Origin of the sequence: Clostridium sp. B9 (genome assembly GCF_050509515.1) — a bacterium.
Classification (GTDB): Bacteria; Bacillota; Clostridia; order Clostridiales; family Clostridiaceae; genus Sarcina.
Genome location: NZ_JBNWKA010000003.1, coordinates 1377607 through 1400623 on the forward strand (window position 1 = coordinate 1377607; position 23017 = coordinate 1400623).

Consider the following 23017-nt stretch of genomic DNA (forward strand, 5'->3'; position numbering starts at 1 on the left):
ATTAAATATATAAATTGGGTTATGAGGTGGAGATTTATGTTAAAAATTTTATTAGTGGATGATGAAGCTACAGAGCGTGATGGAATAGAGTTTCTTATAAAGAAATTTGATTTTCAATTAGAGATATATAAGGCTACCAACGGAAAAGAAGCTTTAGACTATATAAAGAGGCATAGTGTAGATATACTTTTTACTGATGTAAAAATGCCATTTATGGATGGATTGGAACTTGCCAAAGAAGTTTTTAATTTTGATAAGACAATAAAAACAGTAATATTTAGTGCTTATAGTGAGTTTGACTATGCAAAGAAAGCCTTAGAGGCTAAGGTTTTTAATTATTTATTGAAGCCTATAGAAATTGATGAATTCAAAAAGGTTATGGGTGATGTTATAGAGTCTTGTAATAGAAATAAACTTGAAGAAGAGAAAAAAATATTTCTAATGAAGTCAAATAAAAAAATTGTTCTATATGACTTAATTACTAAAGATAATAGTGAAGAGAGTATTAAGGAAAGGTTGAGTTCTTATAATATAAATTTAAATTTAGAAAATTTATTGATAATAAATATTGAGAGCAAGAATAGTTTTTTTCAAGAATATGAAAATGTTTTCTTAACACTTGTTAGTGCATATATGAAATATGACTATGAATATGTTAACTTTTACCCAAATGAATCATATTTGATTTTACATAGCAATTCTAGAATAAATGAATTAGAAGTGGAAGAGTTTTGTAATAAACTGTTAAAGGAAATTAGGATGTTAAAAAATGAGGAGTGTATATTTTTTGTAGGTAATATTCTTAATATGGTCAGTGATATCTTTTTGGAGGCTAGGAGGATTGAAGAGATAAAGTCAAAAATCTATGAATTTACACCAAAGGTATTTATGATTAATAATTTTAATATATCCAATGAAGTTTTTGAAAATGAAATAGAGAGTATTAGAGAAAATATTAATAAATCTATTTTATCAAAAGACTTAAACAAAACTGGATTTTATATTGATGAACTTATAGATTATTTATTAAAAAAAGGGGCTGCAAGCACAATATATATACACCATATTTTTTATGATTTGGTGGATAAGCTTTTTGTAACTTTTAATATTTATGATAAGCAGAAAAAGAAAAGTATGATTCAAAAAGTGTTAGGATGTAATTCTAATAGTAATATTAAATTATGCTTTCATGAGATTATTGAAGAGGTTGGAGAGTTTAGCAATAATGAAATTATAGATGAAAAAGGGGTAGCAAATAAGGTTATTAGAATAATACAAGCTGAATATGACAAAGAATTAAGTTTAGATTATATTTCAGAAAAGGTTAATTTTACATCATCTTATTTAAGTTATGTATTTAAAAAAGAAACTGGATCAAATATTGTAAAATATATAACTGATTTTAGAATGGATAAAGCCAAGGAGTTTTTAGAAATTGGAAATATGAAGATAGTACAAGTGGCAAAGGCTTGTGGATATGAAAATCAATCTTATTTTAATCGTATTTTTAAAAATACATTTGGTGTGACTCCAAAGGTATTTAAAGAAAGTGCTTGTAAATAGGAGAGAGCTTATGGGAAAGAGAGTTATTAAATGGTTTTTAGGGAAGGCATCTATAAGAAAAAAGTTAATTATAAGCTTTAGCATATTGGTTTCTATTCCAATAATACTTTTAGGAATATATGCTTTTAGTGAATCAAGACAAAATCTAATGGCACAAACAGAAAAAACTATGGTTAATAATATGAAAAGCATAACTAATGAGCTAGATTCTAGGTTTAAGAAGGAAGAAAGTTATGCAAAATATTTAGCATATAATTTAAATTTTAGGCGAGTTATAGAAAATAAATCAAGTGATAATATTTCTATAGCACAAACATTAAATGAGACTGTAGAGCCAATATTTTGGTACTTTATAACAAGTGATTCTTATATAAAAGAAATAGATATATATACTCCAAATGTAAATGAGGAGATTGGATCTTTTTTAAAGCCAAGTACTTTAGTTGAAGATGAAGAGTGGTATAAAAATAGTGAAAGGAACTTTAAAACATTTTATCAGTATGATGATGGTAAGATTTTTCTGACACGAGCTATTTTAGATACTAAAACTAATAGTAGAGTTATTGGAGTTCTTAGAATGGAGTTCTTTAATAGTATTATTAATGAACCAGTTGAAAAAATGAATTACTTAGGAAATGGAATTATTATAAAAGATAATAAAAACAGTATTGTTACTGTAAAAGTTTCTAATAATAAGAAGATAGATAAGTTGGTTATGGAAGAAGTATTGAATTCTAGTGGAGATTTAGGAGAAATACTTGATAAAAAGAGATATTTAATCTGTGATAATGAAATAGATAGCATAGGGTTAAGAGTATTTTATTATATAAATAAAGCTAATATAACAGATGAGCTTATGCCAATTATTGAATCTACTTTGCTTATAGTTGGAATCTGTTTGGTTTTAGAGGTGGTATTGATTAGTGTGCTATCTAAATTGTTAAGTAAAAGAATATTACTTTTAAAGGATAAGGCAGAGGAAATAGCAGAGGGAAACTTTAAAAGACCTATATTTACAGAAGACACAGATGAAATTGGAGCTGTTACAAATAGTTTAGGAAATATGAGTGAACAATTAAATGAAATGATAAATAGAGTTTATAAAATTGAATTAGAGAAGAAAGCTACAGAGTTAAAAGCCCTTCAAGCTATGATAAATCCACATTTCCTTTATAATACATTATCAACGATTAAGTGGAAAGCTATTAGAGAGGGAAATGATGATATAAGTGATATAACAGGACATTTGGCTAAATTTTATAGGACAAGTTTAAATAATGGGCAGGAACTTACAACTGTAAAAAATGAGATTGATAATATAAAATCTTATATGGAAATACAAAGATTAGCTCATTCAAATAACTTTGATGTGGAATATATAATTGATGAGGAGGGTATGGAATGTAAAATGTTAAATTTCATACTTCAACCTATTGCAGAAAATGCTATAAAGCATGGAATTGATTGTAATTATGGTGGGGAAAGAGGAAAAATAAAATTAGAATTTAATAATGAAAAGGATAATTTGGTTTTTAATATTTATAATACAAATTATGGAGATGAAAATATTGATTTAGAAATTATTTTAAATAGCTCTGGGAAGGGGTATGGAATATCTAATATTAGAGAGCGAATAGAGCTTTATTATGATATTAAGTGTAATTTGAAAGTTGAAAAGGTAGATGGCATATATGTATGTGTAAGTTTAAAGTTACCTAAAATTAAATAGCTTAAATTCTTAATATTGCACTATTTTTTGTAAAGTACATAAAATAGTGCAATGTTTCGAAAAAATGTATTATATATGAACTTTGTTAAAGAGATTATAATTTAATCATAGAGAGAAGCTAAAACAGAAAAAAGAGTGAAAGAATATTAAAAGGGGGATGTACATAATGAAAAAGAAAATTTTAAGTTCAATCTTGTGTGTGGTACTTGGAGCTACTGCTATGGTTGGATGTGGAAGTGAAGAAGCTAAAACAAATAGTGAGGCATCAGGTGAGAAGGTAAAACTTCGTATGACAAACTGGAATAATGAGGATACAATGAAGGATTTACTTAAATATTTAAAGGAAAAAGTTCCTAATGCAGAAATTGAATATCAGTTTATTGATAACTCTAACTATAATACAATAGTTGATACTCAACTTTCAGCTGAAGAGGGCCCTGATATCATATGTGAATCACCAGCATCAGCTTTAAAACATGCTAAGTTAGGCTATCTAGTTAATGTAAACGATTTATCAAAGAGATTTTCTCCTTCGGGTACAGATGTTTATAAGTATGATGGAAATGTATATGCTTTACCAGGTATAAGTTGGTTTGAAGGAATATATTACAATGAACAAATTTTTAATGATAATAATATAGAATTACCTAAAACTTTTGATGAATTTATAGCAGCTAGCAAAAAATTGCAAGAACTAGGTATAAAACCATTGGCTGCAGGTTTGAAATCTTGGGAGCCAATGCTTAAAAATTCTATGGCTTTTGTAACTGCAGAGTATTTATCAACAGATGCTGGTAAAAATTTTGGACAAGAATTTAGAGAAGGCAAAGTTAAGTTAGATGGAACATGGAACATGTATTTAGAAAAATGGTCAGAAATGATAAAGTCAGGAATTTATACAAAGGATATGACAGGAATAGATCATGATCAGGCTTTAGAAGAATTTGCAACAGGAAAAGCAGCTATGTTTTGTTCCGGTCCTTGGGATTTAGAAGCTATAAAGGAAAAGAACCCTGATTTAAAACTTAATATGATGCCATTCTATGGAACAAAACCAAGTGATGGATGGTTAATTGGTGGACCAGGATGTGGATTTGCAGTAAATGCTAAATCAAAGAATAAGGATGAAGCAATGAAGGTTTTAGAAGCAATAGCAACTCCAGAGGGACAAAAAGCTCTATGGCAAAATAACCAAGGTGGATCATCTTACTTAAAAGGAGTAACATTTGAACTTCCAGCAGCTTTCAATGGTGCTGAAAAGGCTATAGATGCAGGACATATCTATTGTCCATGGAATGAATGGGGAGATGCTGGAGCTGTTCATGTAGATTACGGTAAACAAATGCAAAGCTATTTACTTGGAAATCAAGATTTAAAAACAACATTACAAAATGTTGATAATGCTGCAGGTGAACTTATAAACAAATAGGTTTTAAGAATTAGCGGAAATAAAAATTTATTTAAAATATAATAAGCAGTTTAATTTAGAGCTTTGCTTTCTTTAAAATATGTCATACCAAATGAGGAATTAATAAAAGAAGCAAAGCTTTAATTTTTAGGAGGAATATATATGGAATTGGCTAAAAAAAGGAGAAGAAAGCCTGGAACATTAGGAAAGTATTTTTATATTTTTATATTACCAGCTTTAGCAATTTATTTAATATTTAGTATTATACCCTTTGTTTATACAATATTTTATAGTTTTACAAATTACACAGATATAAATCCAACAAATTTAGATTTTGTAGGATTAAAGAATTATTTAAAGGTCTTTGAAACACCTGTTATGTTAATAGGTATAAAGAATTCAGTAATATATGCAATAGTTCTTACAGCTTTACAAACTATACTTGGGCTTCCATTGGCAGTCTTATTAAATAAAAAGCTTAAGAGTAGAAACTTATTAAGAGCTGTATTTTTCTTTCCAGCAGTATTTAGTTCATTGATTATAGGATACTTATGGAATTTTATATTATCTTCTTCAGATTATGGACTAGTAAATAATATATTACATTCATTAGGACTAGACACAGTAAATTTCTTTACAACTAACAGAGACTTATTTTCAGTTATATTAACACAGGCTTGGCAATGGACTGGATGGGCAATGGTTATATTCTTAGCAAATCTACAATCTATACCAAAAGAGCTATATGAAGCAGCCAGCATAGATGGTGCTAGTGGCTTAAAACAATTCTTCAATGTAACGCTTCCTTTGATGTGTCCTTCAGTTAAAATAATTGTGGTTACAGGTCTTATAGGAGGTATGAAAGTATTTGATATTATCTACTCAATGACTTCAGGACGGACCAGGTAATGCAACTGAAACAGTTATGACAGTTATGATGAAAAAAGGTATATCAGATGGATTTTATAGTACGGGAGCAGCATTTGGTGTTTGTTTCTTTGTTATAGTTCTTATAATAAGCGGAGTAACAACAAAACTAATGGGGAAATGGAGTGAGGCTATATCATGATAAGTAAATTAAACTTAGAATCACCAAATAATAAAACAAAGAAATTATGGGGACTAGAAGTAGCTATGATTCTTTTAGCTATGATATGGTTTACTCCAATTTACTATTTATTAGTAACAACATTTAAATCACCTAAGGAGGCAACAGCAAATCCACTTGGATTACCATCAGTTTGGGTATTTGAAAATTATGCAGAGGCATGGAAGAAGATGGAGTTCCCAAGAGCTTTAGGAAATACTGTTTTTATAACAGCTACTGCCGTTATATTAATAGTAATTTTAGGATCTATGGCTGGATATGCATTAGCTAGGACAAAAACTAAGCTTGGAAATCGTATGTTCTTGCTATTTTTAGCAGGATTAATTGTACCATTTCAAATGAATATAGTTAGTTTATATAAAATAGTGAAGACTTTACATCTTATGAATAGTCCTTTTGCTGTTATATTGGTAAATGTGGCAATAAATACTCCTCAAGCAATATTCCTTTTTAAAGAGTTTATTGAAGCTACTATTCCTGTTGAGCTAGAGGAGGCAGCAGATATAGATGGATGTGGAATAATTGAAAAGTTTTTTAGAGTAGTTTTACCTCTTTTAAAGCCAGTTATTTCAACAGTAGTTATTATTGTAACACTAAATGTTTGGAATGAGTTCTTAACACCATTATTATTCTTACAAAGTAGATCAAATGGAGTTATATTACAAGAGGTTTCAAGAAATATAGGGCAATTCTCAACAGATTGGACAGCATTATTCCCAATGCTTATGTTAGGAGTTGCACCACTTATGATATTTTATGTGTTTATGCAAAAGTACATAATAGGTGGAGTTACAACAGGTGCAGTAAAGGGTTAGAAATTCAAATAATATGATTAATGTTTTAGCTAGCAAGAGAGCATATTCTTAAAATAAGATTCTATCTTTAGAGAAGTGTTGATTTTGCTAGCTATTAAAAACTAGTATTAAAAAGCTTACTTAATTTTGTGAAAGTTAAAGTTTGGTGAGCTTCTATGGTTATAGAAATTGAATCATAGTATAGGAGGAAAAGTTATGATCGATAAGCATATAGATGAAAGTTTTGGAAGTATTATGATTATAGTTCCACATGAGGATGATGAATTGCTAATGACAGCAGGTGTGATAAAAAGTGCTTTAAATAGTGGGCTTGACGTAAAAGTTGTATTGGCTACTAATGGAGATTATGGAGCAAGTGATTTTTCGATTGGAAGAACTAGGATGAAAGAGAGTTTAGATGGGTTAACTCTTTTAGGGTTAGATAGGGAAAATGTGATTTTTTTAGGATATGCAGATACAGGAATGCCAAAGGAAGAGAGTTTTATAGGAAGACTTTATGAAGAAAGTGACATAAATAGAATAATACCTTCAGGATGTTCTGAAAAAACATATTCATTAGAAGATGGAAATACATATCATTTTAAAAACTTTAGTGAAGAGGGCAGTTATTGTAGAAAAGATTTTTTGGGTGATTTAGAGGGAGTTATAAAGGAATATAAACCTATGAATATTTTTACAACATCTCAGTTTGATAATCATGGAGATCATAGTTATTTGTATCTTTTTGTAGTTGATGTATTAAGAGAATTAAAGGAAGAGGGAATAAAAATAGACTTGTATAGTGGAATAGTTCATTCTTTTGATGGAGATGAAAATTGGCCTATTATTACAGAGAATATTGAAAGATTTACTGTTCCTAAAAGTTTGGAAGAAACTTCAAATTTAAAAAGGGAAGAGTGCTTAAGCTTTAGAGTTCCAATGGAAATGCAATCAAATATAAATCATTTAAATTTAAAATGGAATGTAATTAATCAGCATAAAACAGCTCTTAAACCAGATGCTATAGAGTTTTTATTTTCTTTTGTAAAAATGGATGAGGTGTTTTGGAAAATAGATTATTAATTCTTATGGGAGGAATGAAAATGGGAAATAAGATAGAGTCTATTTATAAGATAGAACCTTGGAATATAACAGAGGATAGCTTTGATATAAATAATAATTATAGAAATGAAACAACATTTGCTTTAAGTAATGGCTATATAGGGACAAGAGGAACTTTTGAAGAAGGATATGATTTTGATGTTAATACTGGATTGGAAGGCAATTTTATAAATGGATTTTATGAAAGTGAGCATATAAGATATGGAGAATGGAATTTTGGGTTTCCTACAGAAAGCCAATCTTTAATTAATCTTCCAAACTGCAAAATAATTAGGTTGTTTGTTGGAGATGAAGAGTTTAGCATGTTCTCAGGTAATGTTGAAGAATATATGCGTACTCTTCATATGAAAGCGGGAGTAGTTACAAGAAACCTTATTTGGGAGTCACCAAATGGTAAGAGAGTAAAAATATCAACAAGAAAATTTGTTAGTTTTAAAAATAAAAATATTATGGAAATAGAGTATAAGGTTACTCCACTTAACTTTAGTGGTAATATAACCTTGCTTTCTATGATAGATGGAAATGTAGAAAATCATACAAGAAAAACTAATCCTTTGGTGGATTATGGTCCTTTTGGAAGAAGAGTAATGAAGGACTTGATTTTAATAAATAATGATGACATTTATTATGAAGGAACAACTAAGAATAGTAAGTTAACAATGGCCTGCGGATGCATTCATGAGGTAGTTGGCGAAAAGCTTAGCGGTGGAATTTATGAAAGTGATTTAAGTGGAGGCATTTATTATGAAATGAGTGGTAAGGAAGGAGAGGAAATAATACTTAGAAAGTTTATAAGCTATACATCCTCGCTAGATATTGATAAAGAAAGTCTTCAGGCATTTATTGGAGATTCTCTTAAAAATGCTAAAAAAGAAGGGTATGAAAAGGGAGAAGAAGATCAAAAAGCATATTTGAAAGAGTTTTGGGAGAATGCAGATATTATAGTTAAAGGTGATGATGCTCTTCAGCAAGGATTAAGATTTAATCTTTTTCATATTATGCAAGCTGTTGGGAGAGATGGAAAAACAGGAATGGGAGCTAAAGGCTTAAGTGGTGAAGGGTATGAAGGACATTATTTTTGGGATACAGAGATGTATATTATTCCAGTCTTTGTTTACAATATGCCTGAAATAGCTAAATCTCTTTTGGATTACAGATACTTCACTTTAGATAAAGCAAGAGAAAGAGCTAGGGTTCTTGGTCATGATAAGGGAGCATTATATCCTTGGAGAACAATAAATGGAGAGGAAGCATCAACATACTTTCCTCTTGGAACAGCTCAGTATCATATAAATGCTGATATTGCTTATGCATTTAAGCTTTATATGGATGTTACTGATGATTTTGACTATTTAAAGGAAAAAGGAGCAGAGGTTCTTTGTGAAACAGCAAGAGTGTGGGCTGATGTAGGGGATTTTTCAGAGTATGAAGATAATAAGTATTGTATATGTGCAGTTACAGGACCTGATGAATATAATGCAATAGTTGACAATAATTTCTATACAAATCTTATGGCTAGGGAAAATTTAAAGGATGCTATTTGGGCATTAGAAACTTTGAAAAAGAGGGACAAGAAGGCATATGAAAGTTTGGTTGAGAAATTATCTTTAAAAGAAGATGAGATTTTTTATTGGGAGAGAATAATTGAAAATATGTACTTCCCATATGAAGAAAAACTTGGGATTTATCCATTAGATGATGGATTTATGAAGAGGAAAAAATGGGATGATTCAAAAATTCCAGTGGAAAAAAGACATTTGTTATATGAAAATTATCACCCATTGTTTGTTTATAGACAAAGGATGTCAAAGCAGGCAGATGCTATATTAGGAATGTATTTACATAGTAATCTGTTTACTATTGAAGAGCTTAAACGAAACTATGATTTTTATCAAGAAGTTACATTACATCATTCTTCTTTGTCAACTTGTGTATTTGGAATTTTGGCAAGTCAAATAGGGTATCACGAGGAGGCATATAAATATTTTTCTCAATCTGCAAGGATGGATTTAGATGATTATCACAATAATTTTTATGCAGGAATACATGCAGCTAACATGGCAGGAACATGGCAGGGGATAGTAAATGGATTTGCAGGACTTAGAATGAATAAAGGATTCTTAGAATTGAATCCAACAATACCAGAAAAGTGGACTAGTTATAAATTTAGAATAAATTACAGAAAAAGATTAATAGAAATAGAGGTTAATAAAAGAGGCGTTGAAGTTAAGCTTATAAAAGGAGATACAATTTCATTAGGCATATATGGTGAAATCATAGATATTAAAGAGGACAAAAGAATAAGTAGAATTATAGATAATAGATAAAATGGGGGGTATATATGAGAAAGTATAGAGGTATATTTTTTGATTGGGATGGAACAGCAGTAACTTCAAGAAAATCACCAGTTGATGAGGTTATTCTTGAAATGAAAAAGCTTTTAAAAAATGATGTTAAGTTAGCCATAATAAGTGGTACAACTATAGAAAATATAGCAGGTGGAAATTTAGAGGATTATTTTGAAGAGGATGAACTTAAGAATTTGTTTTTAGGCTTAGGAAGAGGGGCATACAATTATAGATTTGGGAAAAATAAGAAAATAGAGATATTTAGCAATAATATTCCTAATAAGGAGTTGCTTTTAAAAATTCATAAGGTATGTTTTGACATTCACTTGGAGCTTTTAGAAAAATATGATTTTAAAACAGACATTGTTTTTAGCAGACCTAATTACTGTAAAATTGATCTTATGGTAGATAGTAATAGAGGAGATAATCTGTTTTTTCAAGAGGATGAACTAATGGTTTTAAAAGATAATTTGAAAATACATAATTTTTATGGGGGAGTTCAAGGCCTTATTGAATTGGCTGTTAAAATTGGTGAAAAACATGGGCTTTTACTAAGTGTAACTACTGATGCTAAATATTTAGAAGTTGGATTATCAACTAAAAGCGATAATGTTGATTGTATATTAGAATACTTTAATGAAAACTTTTCTATAACTCCAGACCAATGTAGTTTTTGGGGGGATGAATATATAGGACTTGATGAAAATCTATATGGGAGCGATAGTTTTATGATAACTGAGTTATCAAGAGATGGAGATTTTTTTGATGTTTCAAATGCTATTGGATACAGACCAAAAGAGGTAAAGGTGATTTCAGGAGGAGTAAATAGGTTTTTAAAATTCTTAAATGAGCAAGGCAATGAAAAAGAAAATGAATAGGTCAGGCTTTAAAATTGGAGGGATAGCTTTGAATAAAAAGAGCTTGTTAAGTTTTATATTTTTATTGGCAGTTTTAATATTATTACCATTTACAAATGCAGAAGCAAAGGATTTCCCATCAAATCCTTTGGATAAGCCAGGATATAAGTTGGATTTTAATGATGAATTTAATGGTCCAGCTTTAGACCGAAATAAATGGACAGACTATTATCTACCTCATTGGTGTGATAATCCAGAGGATGCTAAGGCAAATTATAGGTTTGAAAATGGTTCTCTTGTTGAATATATAAAAGAGGATCAAAAGCCTTGGTGTCCAGAACATGATGGTAAGGTTAGGTCATCTGCCATAATGTCTTTTGATAAAAGTTGGGTACACAATTTTAGTGGAACAACTGATAATCATGAGAGAAATGAGTGGAAGGGATACACAACAAAGTATGGGTATTTTGAGATTCGTGCTAAATTATCAAATGTTGGTGGTGGTGGTCATCAGGCTTGGTGGATGGTAGGAATGCAAGATGACACTAATGATTGGTTTAATTCTAAGCAGACTGGAGAAATTGATATATTAGAAACTTTCTTTAGTAAGCAAGATACTTGGAGGATTGCTGCTTATGGATGGAATGACCCTAACTTCCAAACAAGTTGGTATTTATCACAAGATAAGGTTCCAGAAGGAAATCCAACATCAGAATATCATGTTTATGGTATGGAGTGGAGTCCAAGTAGTTTAAAGTTTTATTATGACAATAAATTATTTAAAGTGATTTATGGTTCACCAGATTATGAAATGGGAACAATATTAAACATATATACAGATGCAGGTTCAGGAACTCATAATGATGTTTGGCCAAAGGAATGGGCAATTGATTATTTTAGAGTTTGGAAACCAGTTGATGGGTATCCAGAAAAATCACATTCAAATAATTATCTAGTTCAAAATAGACAAACTGGAAAGTATATGTATATATCACAGGATAATAAGAATGTGGTATATGGAGATATAAGTGCTCAAAATGAAGAAGCTGCAAAATGGGAAAAAGAATATAGAGATGGGTATGTATTATTAAAAAATAAAGCAACTGGTGAGTACATAAATATAGAAAGTCAAACGGGGTATGTAGAACATGGAATAGTGCCGAATACATGGTGGAGTGCTCAATGGAAGGAAATTTCAGAAGGAGATTATACAAGATTGGTAAATAGATGGAAGTATCCAGTGGCACTACATACAGAAAGCTATGAAGGGGTTTTACAGTATGGAAATGTTCCAGAGACATACTGGACAAGTCAGTGGAGATTTATACCTGTAGAATAAAAGATTATATTGAATTTTAAAAAAGTTTACAAATAATAAAGGTATATAATATTTAAAAAAAGCTTGACCTATTATTAAAGTTATAGAATAAAAAATGCATCTAGTTTTGAGGGCATTTTTTATATTTTGAAATATAATTTGTAAGTGTAAGGGACTATTTAATCTATATCTAGAAATCAATACTGTTTTAAAACATAGTCTTTTACAAAAAATTGTAAATTAAATTATTATGATAATAAGGTTTTATAAAATAATGGAGCTCTTTTGGGGAGTTCCATTATTTTATTGTTTATTTAAGTATATATAGCTTTAAAGATTGGCTAGATAGCAATGTTCGCTTAAAGTACTTTTGTCTTTTTAACACCTCTTTTCTCTAAGCCACTATCTTCACCAAATGGAAAGATTATTTTTAGTAAGGAAAATAGCAATATTAGTGAGCATGAGTAATTCATTATTATTGGAAAGTCTGCGGATTTAAATCATTCATAATAAACCTCCTTTAATAATAATTTGAGTTAGTTTGATTTTGATTTGTTTTTTAAATCTATGAGTTGTCTAGTAAGGTTTAATAGCATCGCAATGATAAATAATACAAGCCAAGTTATTCTATTACCGGTAAGTAAAAAAAGTATTGAAACTAAGAATAGAATAATTGATGATATTAGCATAAATTTTGTTTTCATAATACCCCCCTTAAGTTATACATATAAAATTTTTTGAAAATTTATAAGAATAATCTTGTTTAATTTTGGTGTAAATTAAGTTAGGTATGAATATATACTAGAAATTAATAATTATTAAAAAATAGCAATGTTTTTTAGTTTGAATGACTTAGTTGGGGAAGTTTTTGGGTCTTCATTTTTATTAGGAAATATGCCATAGGAACTATGCATATGAATCCTAGTATATCATTAAATTGAGATAAGGATTGAGGTAGCATTGAAAGTAAGTTGTTTAACATATGCATGAATATTACTATTTTAAGTGAGTGTGTTTTACTATACACAAATCCTAGAATTATTCCCATTATAAATGTATAAACACTTTGAATAGATTGCATATGAGCTAGTCCAAATACTAAACCTGATAGTATTATAGGAAATGCACCTTGTCTATATTTAGCTAGTTCATTAAATATAATTCCTCTGAAGAATACTTCCTCTAATATTGGGGCAAGTATTACTACTGAGATGAAGGCAAGAATTGGATCAGAAGTTAAGGATGACATAGATGAAACAAAGTCAGCTAAACCATTTTTAAGGAAGGGTACAAATGGAGACAAACTTTGGACAATTAGAATCCATAATCCTGATAAACCACCTATACCAAAGGTTATTAATGTACATTTTCCTAAAAATTTTGGAGTTATTTCAAATTTTATATTTGAGATATTGAATTTTCTTTTTCTATACATTCTTGCAAAGTATATAAGTGCTATTATTTGAAAAATACAATTTGTAAGTAATAATGTAAAATCTTCAAAACTTGCTATGAACATGGCTTTATTAGGTATCTTCATAAAAGCTGATATTGCTCCTACTAAGAACATAATTGCGAATGATGCCACAAGTGCTATAACAAATTGTAAAAATAAAAAAAGTAATAGTAAAAAGAATACTACTTTTAGTGTTTGAAATAATGTTCTTTTACACATTTGATTCATCCTTTCTTATATATCTAAAATTAATTTTTAATTGAGTTACACTTGAGAGTTAAGAAGTATTTAAATGTGAAACCAAGTATGACACCAAAATATAGAAGTAAGCTTGTTATTAGCAAAGTCTTGTTTTCTGTTATGTAGTAAGAGAGTAAACCTATTGATGGCACACAAGAGACTATTGCTAAGGGTTTTATTAAGTATTTTATTAATGACTTCATATAAAAACCTCCTAATCCAAGTTTTGTAATTATACTTAATATTTTAACAAGAATTAACATATAGTTCAAACTTTGTTGGTATATTTTAGTCTATATAGGTTATTATAAGAGAAATTACAAAATAAAGGTAGTATATTTCGTTAGGTATTAATTAGTAGCTATATATTAATATCTATTTTTATTTTGTAAAAAATTTCTATAATATCTTATGTATTTCATAAATGATTTTTGTTGAAAAAACAAGTTGTTAAAGGGTAGAATATGACTAAGATTAAAGTAGAAATTCTTATGGAAAGCGAAGTGTTAAGAGCACTTGGAGGAGTTATGGATAAGATAAAAGAGCTTTTAAAGAGTGAAGAGTATGAGTTTTTGAGAAGTGATGAACATTTAAATAAGAATATTATCCTTTTAACATTAGGGGGTTCTCATGCATATGGGACTAATGTTTCAGGGAGTGATTTAGATATAAGAGGTATAGCTGTGGAGAGGCCAAAGGAGATTATAGGTATGTCTTCTTTTGAACAGTTTGAGGATAGAAAAACTGATACAGTTATTTATGGATTAAAGAAGGTTATAGTGCTTTTGCAAAATTGTAATCCTAATGTTATAGAGATGCTAGGAACTAGGGAGGATCAATTGATTGTTTGCAATAAGTATGGAAGGTTGCTTAGAGATAATTTGGATTTATTTCTATCACAGAAGGCTATTCAAAGCTTTGGAGGGTATGCAACTGCCCAGCTTAGAAGGCTTCAGAACGCTTTGGCAAGAGAGAATTATCCTCAGAAGGAGAAGGAAAAGCACATATTAAATAGTATAGAAAATCAGATGAATAGTATTGAGGACAGATATAGAGAGCTTAATAATGGGAAGTTGGAGCTGTTTTTAGATAAATCTTTAAAGGAGGATATGGAAGAGGAGATATTTATGAATATTGACTTGAAGAACTATCCTTTGAGAGATTTTAAGAATATCTATTCTGAAATGAGTAATGTTGTTAAGGATTATAGCAAATTAAATCACAGAAATTCTAAGAAGGATGAGTTACACTTAAATAAACATGCTATGCATTTGATTAGGCTTCTTATAATGGGAAAAGAGATTTTAGAAGGTAAAGGTGTTAATACATTTAGAGAAAATGAAAGAGAATTTTTACTTGATATTAGAAATGGAAAATATACTTATGATGAGATATTTGAAATGGTTGATAAGTATGAGTTAGCTTTTAAGGAAGCTGCTAAGAGGACTGAACTTCAGAAGGAGCCTAATTATAAGAAGATAGAGAAATTAATCATGGAGATATATAAGGATGTGATTTTAAATGGGAATTAATATGGTAAATGATATAAAAAATGAGAAGATTACTGAGGAGAATAACCTTTATAAGCTTTTTAGAGAAGAACCTTTAGAGATGATAAGGATAATAAGAATCTCAGCAGAAGAGGGAATTGATATTGATTCAAGTGAGAGAGAAGCAATAATTAGGGAAGTACATAATATAAGGAATGTTGAGATGGAAGAGCTTAGAGATGAATTTGAAAAAATACTTTTAAGCAATCCAAGGAAGATAGATGATTTAATAGGTTGTGGGATTTTGGAGTATATAATTCCAGAGCTTAATAAGTGTGTAGGAGTGAATCAACAAAATCCATATCATTGTTTTGATGTTTATAATCATATAATAAGTACAGTTTGCAATATTGATGAAGAGAGAGAGTTAAGATTTGCTATGTTACTTCATGATATAGCAAAGCCACAGTGCAAAACAGTTGACGCAAAAGGTATTGGTCATTTTTATGGACATGGAGAGGTATCAACTAAGAAAGCAAGGGAGATACTAAAGAGGTTAAAGTATGATGATGAAACCATAGAGAGAGTAGCTTTACTTATAAAATATCATGATAGGCAGATTGCTAATACTAAAAAATCTGTAAGAAAGCTTTTAAAACTTGTTGGAGAAGAAGGCTTTTTAGATTTATTAAAGGTTAAAAGAGCGGATGTTTTAGGACAAAGTCCAGAACTTGCAGAGCAGAGACTAGAGGAGTTAGAGGCGATTAAGGGTACCTTAAAAGAGGTTATTGAGCAAGAAAAAGAGAAATAACTAAAATAAAGCTTTAAGTGTTGTCAGTTTCTTTACTAGCTTTTGCTATTATTATAGTAAGGATATTAACTGAAATAAGTAGCAATCCTATAGTAGTATCTAGTTTAAAAGAAGAGAGGATTAAGGCGATGATAGTAATTATTAATAGTATTAATCGAGTTAATTTCATATTTTTAATAAAATCTTTGTTTTTATCCATAATAAATCCTTTCAATGATATGTTTAAGTAAGATAAATATTATTAAGAATTTCTAATTAGTTGTATTTATTAAATAGTATTATAAATTTTTGAAGTTTTTTTTATGAAAATAAATATATTTCATTAATTTTGATTTTGTAATCAAATAAGAATAGTAAATAAGTGAAAAAATATTTAGCTATACATTAAAATTTTAGATTGAATTATGACATTGTACATAAAAAAAGAGAAAAAAATTCTCCTTTTTCATATTTTTATCTTATTTTTTTGAAAATATGAAATACTTTGTTTAAGTTGTTTTGGCAAGAGAAATGCTATAATAATATCAATAAAGTGTTAATAATGTTTAAAAATAGAAAATATAATTATAAGTATGAGGGGGAGTATTTTTGGAAATAGAGAAATCATTGAGGAAGTTTTTTGGATTAATTTTAATACTAATAGTTTCTTTGATTGTAATAGATTATTTTTGGTCAAGAGCCATTGTCAGAAATATAACTGAAAAAGTTTGTTTAAATAATAGCGAACAGACAGAAAGTTTAACTACAAATACTTTTAAGGGGCTTGAAGAACTAGTACAGGATTTTGCAAGCGACCCTAAGATAATAGCTCTTATAGAGGGTGATGATAATTACACTGAGAAGGAAGAAGAAATTAAAAAAAGTATTAGATATGCTCAAGGATTATTAATAGCTACAAGCTTTGCAGAATCTATAGATGTTGTAGATTCTAAGGAAAATGAACTCTATAGCAGCAAAGGGTATTATGCTAAGTTTGATATGAAAACTAGACCTTGGTTTAATGAAGCATATGAGGAGAGTCTTAAAGGTGAAAATGTGATCACTACACCTATACATAAGGATTTATTTAACAACAGAGAAACCATATCCATAGTCTCATTTATAAAAAATTCAAATGGAGATATTATAGGATGCGTTTTATTAAATGTATATATGGATACATTTACTGAATATATGGAAAAACTTTATGAGCAAAATGGAGGAGTAACCATATATATAGAACTTCCAGATGGCAAATACTATAATCACAGTGAAGGAACAAAAACTTTAAAAGAGATAGAGAATAGTGATGATGTTATTATTAAAAGAAAAAATCTAGTCTTTGATTTTGATAAGAAAAAGACACTTATTTATGATGTAATGAGTAATATAAACAAGTCAAATGAATTTATGTTTTTTTTATTCATTCTATTTACCATTATTTCATTTAAAATTATTAAAAATAAGACTTTGAATCCTCTTTTAAAGAATATCTCTAAATTGAAAAGGCTTTTGAAACAATTAAATCAATATGATGAAAAGGAATTTGAAGATAAAAAGGGATTTGATCAGTTAGATTTTATTGTTAATGCCTTTGATTCTGCTATTAATGAGAAGGCAAGAGAGTATATATTCTTTGATCCACTTACAAAGATATTAAATAGGAAGGGATTAGAAGAAATTTTTGATAAAGAGGTTGAAAAAGGAAAGAGTTTTGCACTGATATTTATAGATTTAAATAAGTTTAAGAATATAAATGATGTTTATGGCCATTTAGTAGGAGATAACTTTTTGAAGGAATTTGCAGAAAAGATGTCACAGGCTGTTAGTAAAAGAGGAACTTTATTTAGAATATCTGGAGATGAGTTTATAATTTTATATAAGGATTTTTCAAGCAATAAGGAGCTAAAGGGATTTTACAAAAGTGATATAAAGGGAGCTTTTAAAAATATAAAATTGCTTAATGGTGATTTAGATGTTTCTTTTTCTGCTGGAGTAGCTGTTTATCCAAAGGATGGAAAAGATTTAAATACTCTTATGAAGAAGAGTGACTATATGATGTACACAAACAAGAAAAAGGGAATATTTGATGAGTTAGCTTTTTTTGATTATAAAGTATTTAAGGAGATAGAAAGAAAAGATATTATGGCTATGGAGCTTGGCAGAGCTATAGAAGAGGATGAGTTCTTTATGGCTTATCAACCTATTGTTGATAAGAATAGAAGCGTTAAGAAGGTAGAGGCTTTGGTAAGATGGAACAGTAAAACTTTTGGTTTTGTACCTCCTAAGGAGTTTATAGGTATTGCAGAAAAAAATAGAGATATAATAAAAATTGGATACTGGATATTTGATACTGTCTGTGCTGATATGAAAGAATTTATTAAAAAGAATAAAGATTTTGTTGTGAATATCAATGTTTCATCAATTCAACTACTAGAGAGAGATTTTTCGTATAGGATTAAGAATATAGTAGAGAAACATGAAGTTAGATATGAGAATATATGTATAGAAATCACTGAATCTGTAATGATAGAGGAAGAGGAGACTTCAATAAGAAATCTTAACCTTTTAAAGGCTTGGGGATTTAAATTATCTTTAGATGATTTTGGTACAGGATATACTTCATTTTCATATTTGAAAAAATTTAAGGGAGGTTCATTGAAAATAGATAAGAGCATATTGGATGATGCTGAACAAAATGAATATGGTATTATTAATAGCATAAAGGATATTGGGCATGAACTTGACTTTAAGATAGTTGTTGAGGGTGTTGAGAGAGCGGAACAGTTTGAAACTTTGGTGAACATAGGATGTGATTATTTCCAAGGATATTACTTCTCAAAACCTATTAGCCTGGAGGAACTTAAGAAATTTATATAAAACTACAGAGAATATTCTTATTTAAGAAAAATACAAAAGTTCCATACATTGTGAAAAATCATAATGTGTGGAGCTTTTATATTTTTAATGTTATCAATATTTAAATTAGACTGATTTTTAAATTAGATCGTTTTTATCATATCTAAAAATCTTTTAACATTTTCTGAGGGATTAAGTGAGTGTAATATACCATAAGGTATTGAGTAGTCCCAATTAACAGGTATTGAAATAAGAGAGGGGTGAACATCACTCCAACATTCTATATTAAGTAGCAAGCAGTTTTCTTTTAAACATCTATTGAAGACATTCATATCATAAAAGTAGTCTGTATCTTCAATAATTATTCTTGGGTGATTCTGCTTTAAATCATGTCTTAAGAAATCATTTAAAGGAGAGTCACCTTCTTTTACCATTATGAGTTTTTCATCATAAAGGTCACTTAAATTTAGAGTTTTTTTATTTGAAAGGGGATGTCCTATAGGGACAGCAACCATTTTTCTGTAATATCCAAGCTGATAAAAATTGCATCTATTAAGCCATTTTTTAGAGTCGCATACTCCAATTATAAAATCAAACTTATTACCAAGTTCCTCAATAACTCCTAATATGTTTTCATGGTTATCATCAAAGGGTACTATTTCAACTTGAAATTCTGGAAACTTATTGCTTACGCTATACCATAAATCCATAAAAGGATTGCAGGGATTTAGTATAGAAGTTCCAACTCTTATTATATTTTTTTCACCTTGCTCTATTTTTTGAGCCTTCTTAATTGATTTGCTTGCTTCCTTTTTTAGTCTAATAAGGTCATCATATAGAGATTTACCAGCCTTTGTTATGACTATACCTTTTGAATTTCTTATGATTAATTTTATTCCAAGTCTTTCTTCAAGTAGATTCATCTGTTTCATTACAGCTGTTGCAGATATATATAATTTTTCTGATGCTTTATTTAAACTACCACATTCCACAACACATAGGAATGTATTAATCTGAGGATGAAACATTAAAAATACCTCCTTAGTTTTAACTTTAAGTTGAAACTATTTTAACATATGGGAGATTCATATTCAATTTTGCTTTATATATAATTTTATTATAGACATAAAGTGATTAACATTGTGAGATATGAAGAGACTTCATTATTTTTTTGAAATATTATTAAAGATAATTGTACATGGTCATATGTGTATTCAGTGTAAGGTACAACAATGAAAAGGAGAAGGATATTATGATTAAAGTTACAGCAGGAAGGGATCAACTTGGAGAATTTGCTCCAGAATTTGCAAGACTAAATGATGATGTGTTATTTGGAGAAGTTTGGTCAAGAGAAGACAAGCTTTCTCTTAGAGATAGAAGTATTGTTACAGTTACAGCTTTGATAGCTAGTGGAATATTAGATGGATCACTAAGGTTCCATATATCAAATGCTAAGAATAATGGGGTAACAAAAGAAGAAATAGTTGAAATTATAACTCAAGCTGCTTTTTATGCAGGATGGCCTAAAGCATGGGCAGCTATGACAATGGCAAAAGAAGTGTATACAGAAAAATAGATTTTAGAAGGATGGTATTAAGAGATGAAAGAATTAAGTGTATTCCCAATGGGAGATAAAAATGATATGTTTGCAAAATACTTTAAAGGACAGAGTTATTTAAACATGCTTTCTCTTGAGCAAATAGTTATAGGTAATGTAACATTTGAACCAAGTTGTAGAAATAATTGGCATGTACACCATAAAGGTGGGCAGATACTACTTGTAACAGCTGGCGAAGGTTGGTACCAAGAGTGGGGAAAGGAGCCAAGAAAATTAAAGGCTGGAGATGTTGTTAATATTGCACCTGAAGTAAAGCATTGGCATGGGGCTACAAAGGATAGTTGGTTTGCTCATTTAGCTATAGAAGTGCCAGCAGAAGGTGCTAGTAATGAGTGGTTAGAAGAAGTAAGTGATGAGGAGTATGAAAAGTTAAAATAGATTTTGTAGAATAGGGCTAGAATTATAAAAAGTTATTGGTCATATATTTTTATAGAATAGAGAAGAAATATTGTTTAAAATATATTTTATAAGGATGTAAAGAGTAAATTTTGAGAGGAGATTATATATGTATAATTTTGATTTTTGCAATCCAACAAAAATAATATTTGGAAAAGATAGATTAGATGAGTTAGATGATGTAATTCCAAAAGAGGCAAAGGTTCTTGTAACTTATGGGGGAGGTAGCGTTAAGAAGTTTGGTACTCTAGACAAGGTGTTAGCTGGATTAAAGGAAAGAAAAGTTGTTGAGTTTTCAGGTATAGAGCCAAACCCAAGATTTGATACTTTAATGAAAGCTGTAGAGGTAGTTAAAGCTGAAAATATTGATTTTCTTTTAGCTGTAGGTGGGGGTTCTGTTATGGATGGAACTAAGTTTATATCTTTAGCTGCTTCTTATGAAGGGGATGCATTAGATTTATTAAGAGATAGAACTGCTACTAGAAAGATTACTAAGGCTATTCCTTTAGGAACAGTTTGTACTTTACCTGCTACAGGTTCAGAAATGAATAGTGGGGGAGTTATTACTTCTAAGGTTGGTAAGAGAGGATTTGGTAGTCCATTAGTATTTCCTAAATTCTCATTCTTAGATCCAACATTAACTTATACTTTACCAGAAACTCAAGTTGCAAATGGTATTGTAGATACTTATGTTCATGTTCTTGAGCAGTATGTGACTTATCCAGCAGAGGGAAGATTCCAGGACAGAGCAGCAGAGGGAATTCTTTTAACATTAATAGAGATTGGTAGAAAAACAATAGATAATCCAACAGATTATGATTTAAGAGCAAACTTGGTTTGGTGTGCAACTATGGGACTAAATGGACTAATTGGTGCAGGAGTTCCTCAAGATTGGGCTGTGCACATGATAGGACATGAGTTAACTGCTATGTTTGGAATAGACCATGGAAAAACTCTTGCAGTAATACTTCCATCACTTTGGAATGTTATGAGAGAAAGTAAGGGTGAAAAGTTATTACAATATGGAGAGAGAGTATTTGGAATAACTGAAGGAAGTAAGGAAGAGAGAATAGACCTTGCTATAGATAAGACAAGAGAGTTTTTTGAAAGTTTAGGAATCAAAACTAGACTAGGTGATTATGGAGTTAAGAAGGAAAGTATTGATGACTTAGTTAAGGCTTTAGAAGAGCATAATATGACTGCTATAGGTGAAAAGGGTGAAATAACTTTAGAAGTAAGTCGTAAGATTTTAGAAGGTGCTTTTTAGTTAATTTAAGTAAAGAGATTATATTATAACTTAATAATAAAATTTATAAACATATTCAGAGAGTTACTAGATTTCGCTAAGAATTTATAGTTATTATTCCAAAGATATTACTAAAGCTTAGAAACTTGCTTCGCTTCGAACAGCCTCAGCTTCTTAACGTAATATCTTCTCCATAATAACTTAAATTCTAAAGCTTATCTAGATATTCTCTTCATACTGTTTATAAATTTTATTAACAAGTTATTTGATATAATCTCTTTTTATTTTGATTTGTCTTTCTTTGAGGATGAGATATCTAAGCCAAGTCCAATGGCTATACTAACACCTAAGTAAAGTGGTAGTTTGTCATATACTAGACCAGATATAAGACCTAGTATTGTGAAGATTATTAAATACTTTATATTAAATTTATTATTTAGTCCATTCATGTGAGTTTTTTGTTGCCTAAAACTTATAGAAGTATATTTGGCAACTTTTCCTTTCATATTTATTTTAGGCTATGTTTTAAGTAAGTGTTGATTTTTAGCTATATCTAGAAATCAACACTGGTTTAGAACATAGCATTATTTTAAAAATTGTTAGTAGTTCAAAGTTACATATTGCAAAATATTATCTTATATATGATATTTTACCTTATGTATAAGAGCTAATAAA

Annotated in this window: 19 protein-coding genes; 16 read left to right on the forward strand and 3 right to left on the reverse strand. The window is 29.3% G+C overall.

Annotated features, from left to right (window positions below; translation table 11 throughout):
- The first annotated feature begins 36 nt into the window (after positions 1 to 36).
- The 10 genes from ACQZHJ_RS06235 (at position 37) to ACQZHJ_RS06280 (ending at position 12268) form a co-directional block, all read left to right on the forward strand.
- The gene (locus ACQZHJ_RS06235; RefSeq protein ID WP_430484681.1) at positions 37 to 1563 is read left to right on the forward strand and encodes a response regulator transcription factor; all 1527 of its coding nucleotides are present in this window, start codon (positions 37 to 39) and stop codon (positions 1561 to 1563) included.
- A gap of 10 nt (positions 1564 to 1573) precedes the next feature.
- Positions 1574 to 3292 carry a sensor histidine kinase gene (locus ACQZHJ_RS06240; RefSeq protein ID WP_430484682.1) on the forward strand — a complete coding sequence of 573 codons (1719 nt, stop codon included), beginning with the start codon at positions 1574 to 1576 and terminating at the stop codon, positions 3290 to 3292.
- Between the two features lie 166 nt (positions 3293 to 3458).
- Positions 3459 to 4721 carry an ABC transporter substrate-binding protein gene (locus tag ACQZHJ_RS06245; RefSeq protein WP_430484683.1) on the forward strand — a complete coding sequence of 421 codons (1263 nt, stop codon included), beginning with the start codon at positions 3459 to 3461 and terminating at the stop codon, positions 4719 to 4721.
- A gap of 141 nt (positions 4722 to 4862) precedes the next feature.
- On the forward strand, positions 4863 to 5609 hold the full coding sequence (locus ACQZHJ_RS06250) for a carbohydrate ABC transporter permease (RefSeq protein ID WP_430484684.1): 747 nt from the start codon (positions 4863 to 4865) through the stop codon (positions 5607 to 5609).
- A gap of 25 nt (positions 5610 to 5634) precedes the next feature.
- A complete protein-coding gene (locus tag ACQZHJ_RS06255; RefSeq protein WP_430484685.1) occupies positions 5635 to 5769 on the forward strand; it encodes a hypothetical protein in 135 nt (44 codons plus the stop codon).
- The gene (locus ACQZHJ_RS06260) at positions 5766 to 6623 is read left to right on the forward strand and encodes a carbohydrate ABC transporter permease (RefSeq protein WP_430484686.1); all 858 of its coding nucleotides are present in this window, start codon (positions 5766 to 5768) and stop codon (positions 6621 to 6623) included. The genes ACQZHJ_RS06255 and ACQZHJ_RS06260 overlap by 4 nt, the downstream gene beginning before the upstream one ends.
- Positions 6624 to 6818: 195 nt before the next feature.
- On the forward strand, positions 6819 to 7685 hold the full coding sequence (locus ACQZHJ_RS06265) for a PIG-L deacetylase family protein (RefSeq protein ID WP_430484687.1): 867 nt from the start codon (positions 6819 to 6821) through the stop codon (positions 7683 to 7685).
- 20 nt (positions 7686 to 7705) lie between these two features.
- Positions 7706 to 10051, forward strand: a complete 2346-nt coding sequence (locus ACQZHJ_RS06270; RefSeq protein WP_430484688.1) for a glycoside hydrolase family 65 protein — start codon at positions 7706 to 7708, stop codon at positions 10049 to 10051.
- A gap of 14 nt (positions 10052 to 10065) precedes the next feature.
- Positions 10066 to 10950, forward strand: coding sequence for an HAD family hydrolase (locus tag ACQZHJ_RS06275; RefSeq protein ID WP_430484689.1), 885 nt, complete (start codon positions 10066 to 10068; stop codon positions 10948 to 10950).
- A gap of 28 nt (positions 10951 to 10978) precedes the next feature.
- Positions 10979 to 12268, forward strand: a complete 1290-nt coding sequence (locus tag ACQZHJ_RS06280; protein WP_430486868.1) for a family 16 glycosylhydrolase — start codon at positions 10979 to 10981, stop codon at positions 12266 to 12268.
- Positions 12269 to 13085: 817 nt separating this feature from the next.
- On the opposite strand, the gene ACQZHJ_RS06285 is transcribed toward ACQZHJ_RS06280, so the two are convergent.
- A complete protein-coding gene (locus ACQZHJ_RS06285) occupies positions 13086 to 13922 on the reverse strand; it encodes a CPBP family intramembrane glutamic endopeptidase (RefSeq protein ID WP_430484690.1) in 837 nt (278 codons plus the stop codon).
- Between the two features lie 548 nt (positions 13923 to 14470).
- Between ACQZHJ_RS06285 and ACQZHJ_RS06290 the strand changes: the two genes are divergently transcribed.
- From ACQZHJ_RS06290 to ACQZHJ_RS06300, 3 genes are all read left to right on the forward strand, one after another.
- On the forward strand, positions 14471 to 15475 hold the full coding sequence (locus ACQZHJ_RS06290; RefSeq protein ID WP_430486869.1) for a DNA polymerase beta superfamily protein: 1005 nt from the start codon (positions 14471 to 14473) through the stop codon (positions 15473 to 15475).
- Positions 15465 to 16244, forward strand: a complete 780-nt coding sequence (locus tag ACQZHJ_RS06295; protein ID WP_430484691.1) for an HD domain-containing protein — start codon at positions 15465 to 15467, stop codon at positions 16242 to 16244. Before ACQZHJ_RS06290 ends, ACQZHJ_RS06295 begins: the two co-directional genes overlap by 11 nt.
- 588 nt (positions 16245 to 16832) lie before the next feature.
- Positions 16833 to 19103, forward strand: a complete 2271-nt coding sequence (locus tag ACQZHJ_RS06300) for a bifunctional diguanylate cyclase/phosphodiesterase (protein ID WP_430484692.1) — start codon at positions 16833 to 16835, stop codon at positions 19101 to 19103.
- A 122-nt stretch (positions 19104 to 19225) separates the two neighbouring features.
- Here the strand turns inward: ACQZHJ_RS06300 and ACQZHJ_RS06305 are convergent, their stop codons facing one another.
- Positions 19226 to 20110, reverse strand: a complete 885-nt coding sequence (locus tag ACQZHJ_RS06305) for a LysR family transcriptional regulator (RefSeq protein WP_430484693.1) — start codon at positions 20108 to 20110, stop codon at positions 19226 to 19228.
- 224 nt (positions 20111 to 20334) lie between these two features.
- Here ACQZHJ_RS06305 and ACQZHJ_RS06310 point away from each other — a divergent pair, with 224 nt between their 5' ends.
- The 3 genes from ACQZHJ_RS06310 (at position 20335) to ACQZHJ_RS06320 (ending at position 22363) form a co-directional block, all read left to right on the forward strand.
- A complete protein-coding gene (locus ACQZHJ_RS06310) occupies positions 20335 to 20658 on the forward strand; it encodes a carboxymuconolactone decarboxylase family protein (RefSeq protein ID WP_430484694.1) in 324 nt (107 codons plus the stop codon).
- 24 nt (positions 20659 to 20682) lie between these two features.
- Positions 20683 to 21078, forward strand: a complete 396-nt coding sequence (locus ACQZHJ_RS06315; RefSeq protein ID WP_430484695.1) for a cupin domain-containing protein — start codon at positions 20683 to 20685, stop codon at positions 21076 to 21078.
- 127 nt (positions 21079 to 21205) lie between these two features.
- The gene (locus tag ACQZHJ_RS06320; RefSeq protein WP_430484696.1) at positions 21206 to 22363 is read left to right on the forward strand and encodes an iron-containing alcohol dehydrogenase; all 1158 of its coding nucleotides are present in this window, start codon (positions 21206 to 21208) and stop codon (positions 22361 to 22363) included.
- A 260-nt stretch (positions 22364 to 22623) separates the two neighbouring features.
- Here the strand turns inward: ACQZHJ_RS06320 and ACQZHJ_RS06325 are convergent, their stop codons facing one another.
- Complete coding sequence (locus ACQZHJ_RS06325; RefSeq protein WP_430484697.1) at positions 22624 to 22791, reverse strand: hypothetical protein; 168 nt, start codon at positions 22789 to 22791, stop codon at positions 22624 to 22626.
- Between the last annotated feature and the right edge of the window lie 226 nt (positions 22792 to 23017).

Coding starts and splice junctions, on each gene's coding strand:
- ACQZHJ_RS06270 (WP_430484688.1), top strand. CDS start 7,706: ATGGGAAATAAGATAGAGTCTATTTATAAGATAGAACCTTGGAATATA.
- ACQZHJ_RS06240 (WP_430484682.1), top strand. CDS start 1,574: ATGGGAAAGAGAGTTATTAAATGGTTTTTAGGGAAGGCATCTATAAGA.
- ACQZHJ_RS06265 (WP_430484687.1), top strand. CDS start 6,819: ATGATCGATAAGCATATAGATGAAAGTTTTGGAAGTATTATGATTATA.
- ACQZHJ_RS06275 (WP_430484689.1), top strand. CDS start 10,066: ATGAGAAAGTATAGAGGTATATTTTTTGATTGGGATGGAACAGCAGTA.
- ACQZHJ_RS06255 (WP_430484685.1), top strand. CDS start 5,635: ATGATGAAAAAAGGTATATCAGATGGATTTTATAGTACGGGAGCAGCA.
- ACQZHJ_RS06325 (WP_430484697.1), bottom strand. CDS start 22,791: ATGAATGGACTAAATAATAAATTTAATATAAAGTATTTAATAATCTTC.
- ACQZHJ_RS06305 (WP_430484693.1), bottom strand. CDS start 20,110: ATGTTTCATCCTCAGATTAATACATTCCTATGTGTTGTGGAATGTGGT.
- ACQZHJ_RS06310 (WP_430484694.1), top strand. CDS start 20,335: ATGATTAAAGTTACAGCAGGAAGGGATCAACTTGGAGAATTTGCTCCA.
- ACQZHJ_RS06320 (WP_430484696.1), top strand. CDS start 21,206: ATGTATAATTTTGATTTTTGCAATCCAACAAAAATAATATTTGGAAAA.
- ACQZHJ_RS06315 (WP_430484695.1), top strand. CDS start 20,683: ATGAAAGAATTAAGTGTATTCCCAATGGGAGATAAAAATGATATGTTT.
- ACQZHJ_RS06295 (WP_430484691.1), top strand. CDS start 15,465: ATGGGAATTAATATGGTAAATGATATAAAAAATGAGAAGATTACTGAG.
- ACQZHJ_RS06245 (WP_430484683.1), top strand. CDS start 3,459: ATGAAAAAGAAAATTTTAAGTTCAATCTTGTGTGTGGTACTTGGAGCT.
- ACQZHJ_RS06290 (WP_430486869.1), top strand. CDS start 14,471: ATGGATAAGATAAAAGAGCTTTTAAAGAGTGAAGAGTATGAGTTTTTG.
- ACQZHJ_RS06285 (WP_430484690.1), bottom strand. CDS start 13,922: ATGTGTAAAAGAACATTATTTCAAACACTAAAAGTAGTATTCTTTTTA.
- ACQZHJ_RS06250 (WP_430484684.1), top strand. CDS start 4,863: ATGGAATTGGCTAAAAAAAGGAGAAGAAAGCCTGGAACATTAGGAAAG.
- ACQZHJ_RS06235 (WP_430484681.1), top strand. CDS start 37: ATGTTAAAAATTTTATTAGTGGATGATGAAGCTACAGAGCGTGATGGA.
- ACQZHJ_RS06260 (WP_430484686.1), top strand. CDS start 5,766: ATGATAAGTAAATTAAACTTAGAATCACCAAATAATAAAACAAAGAAA.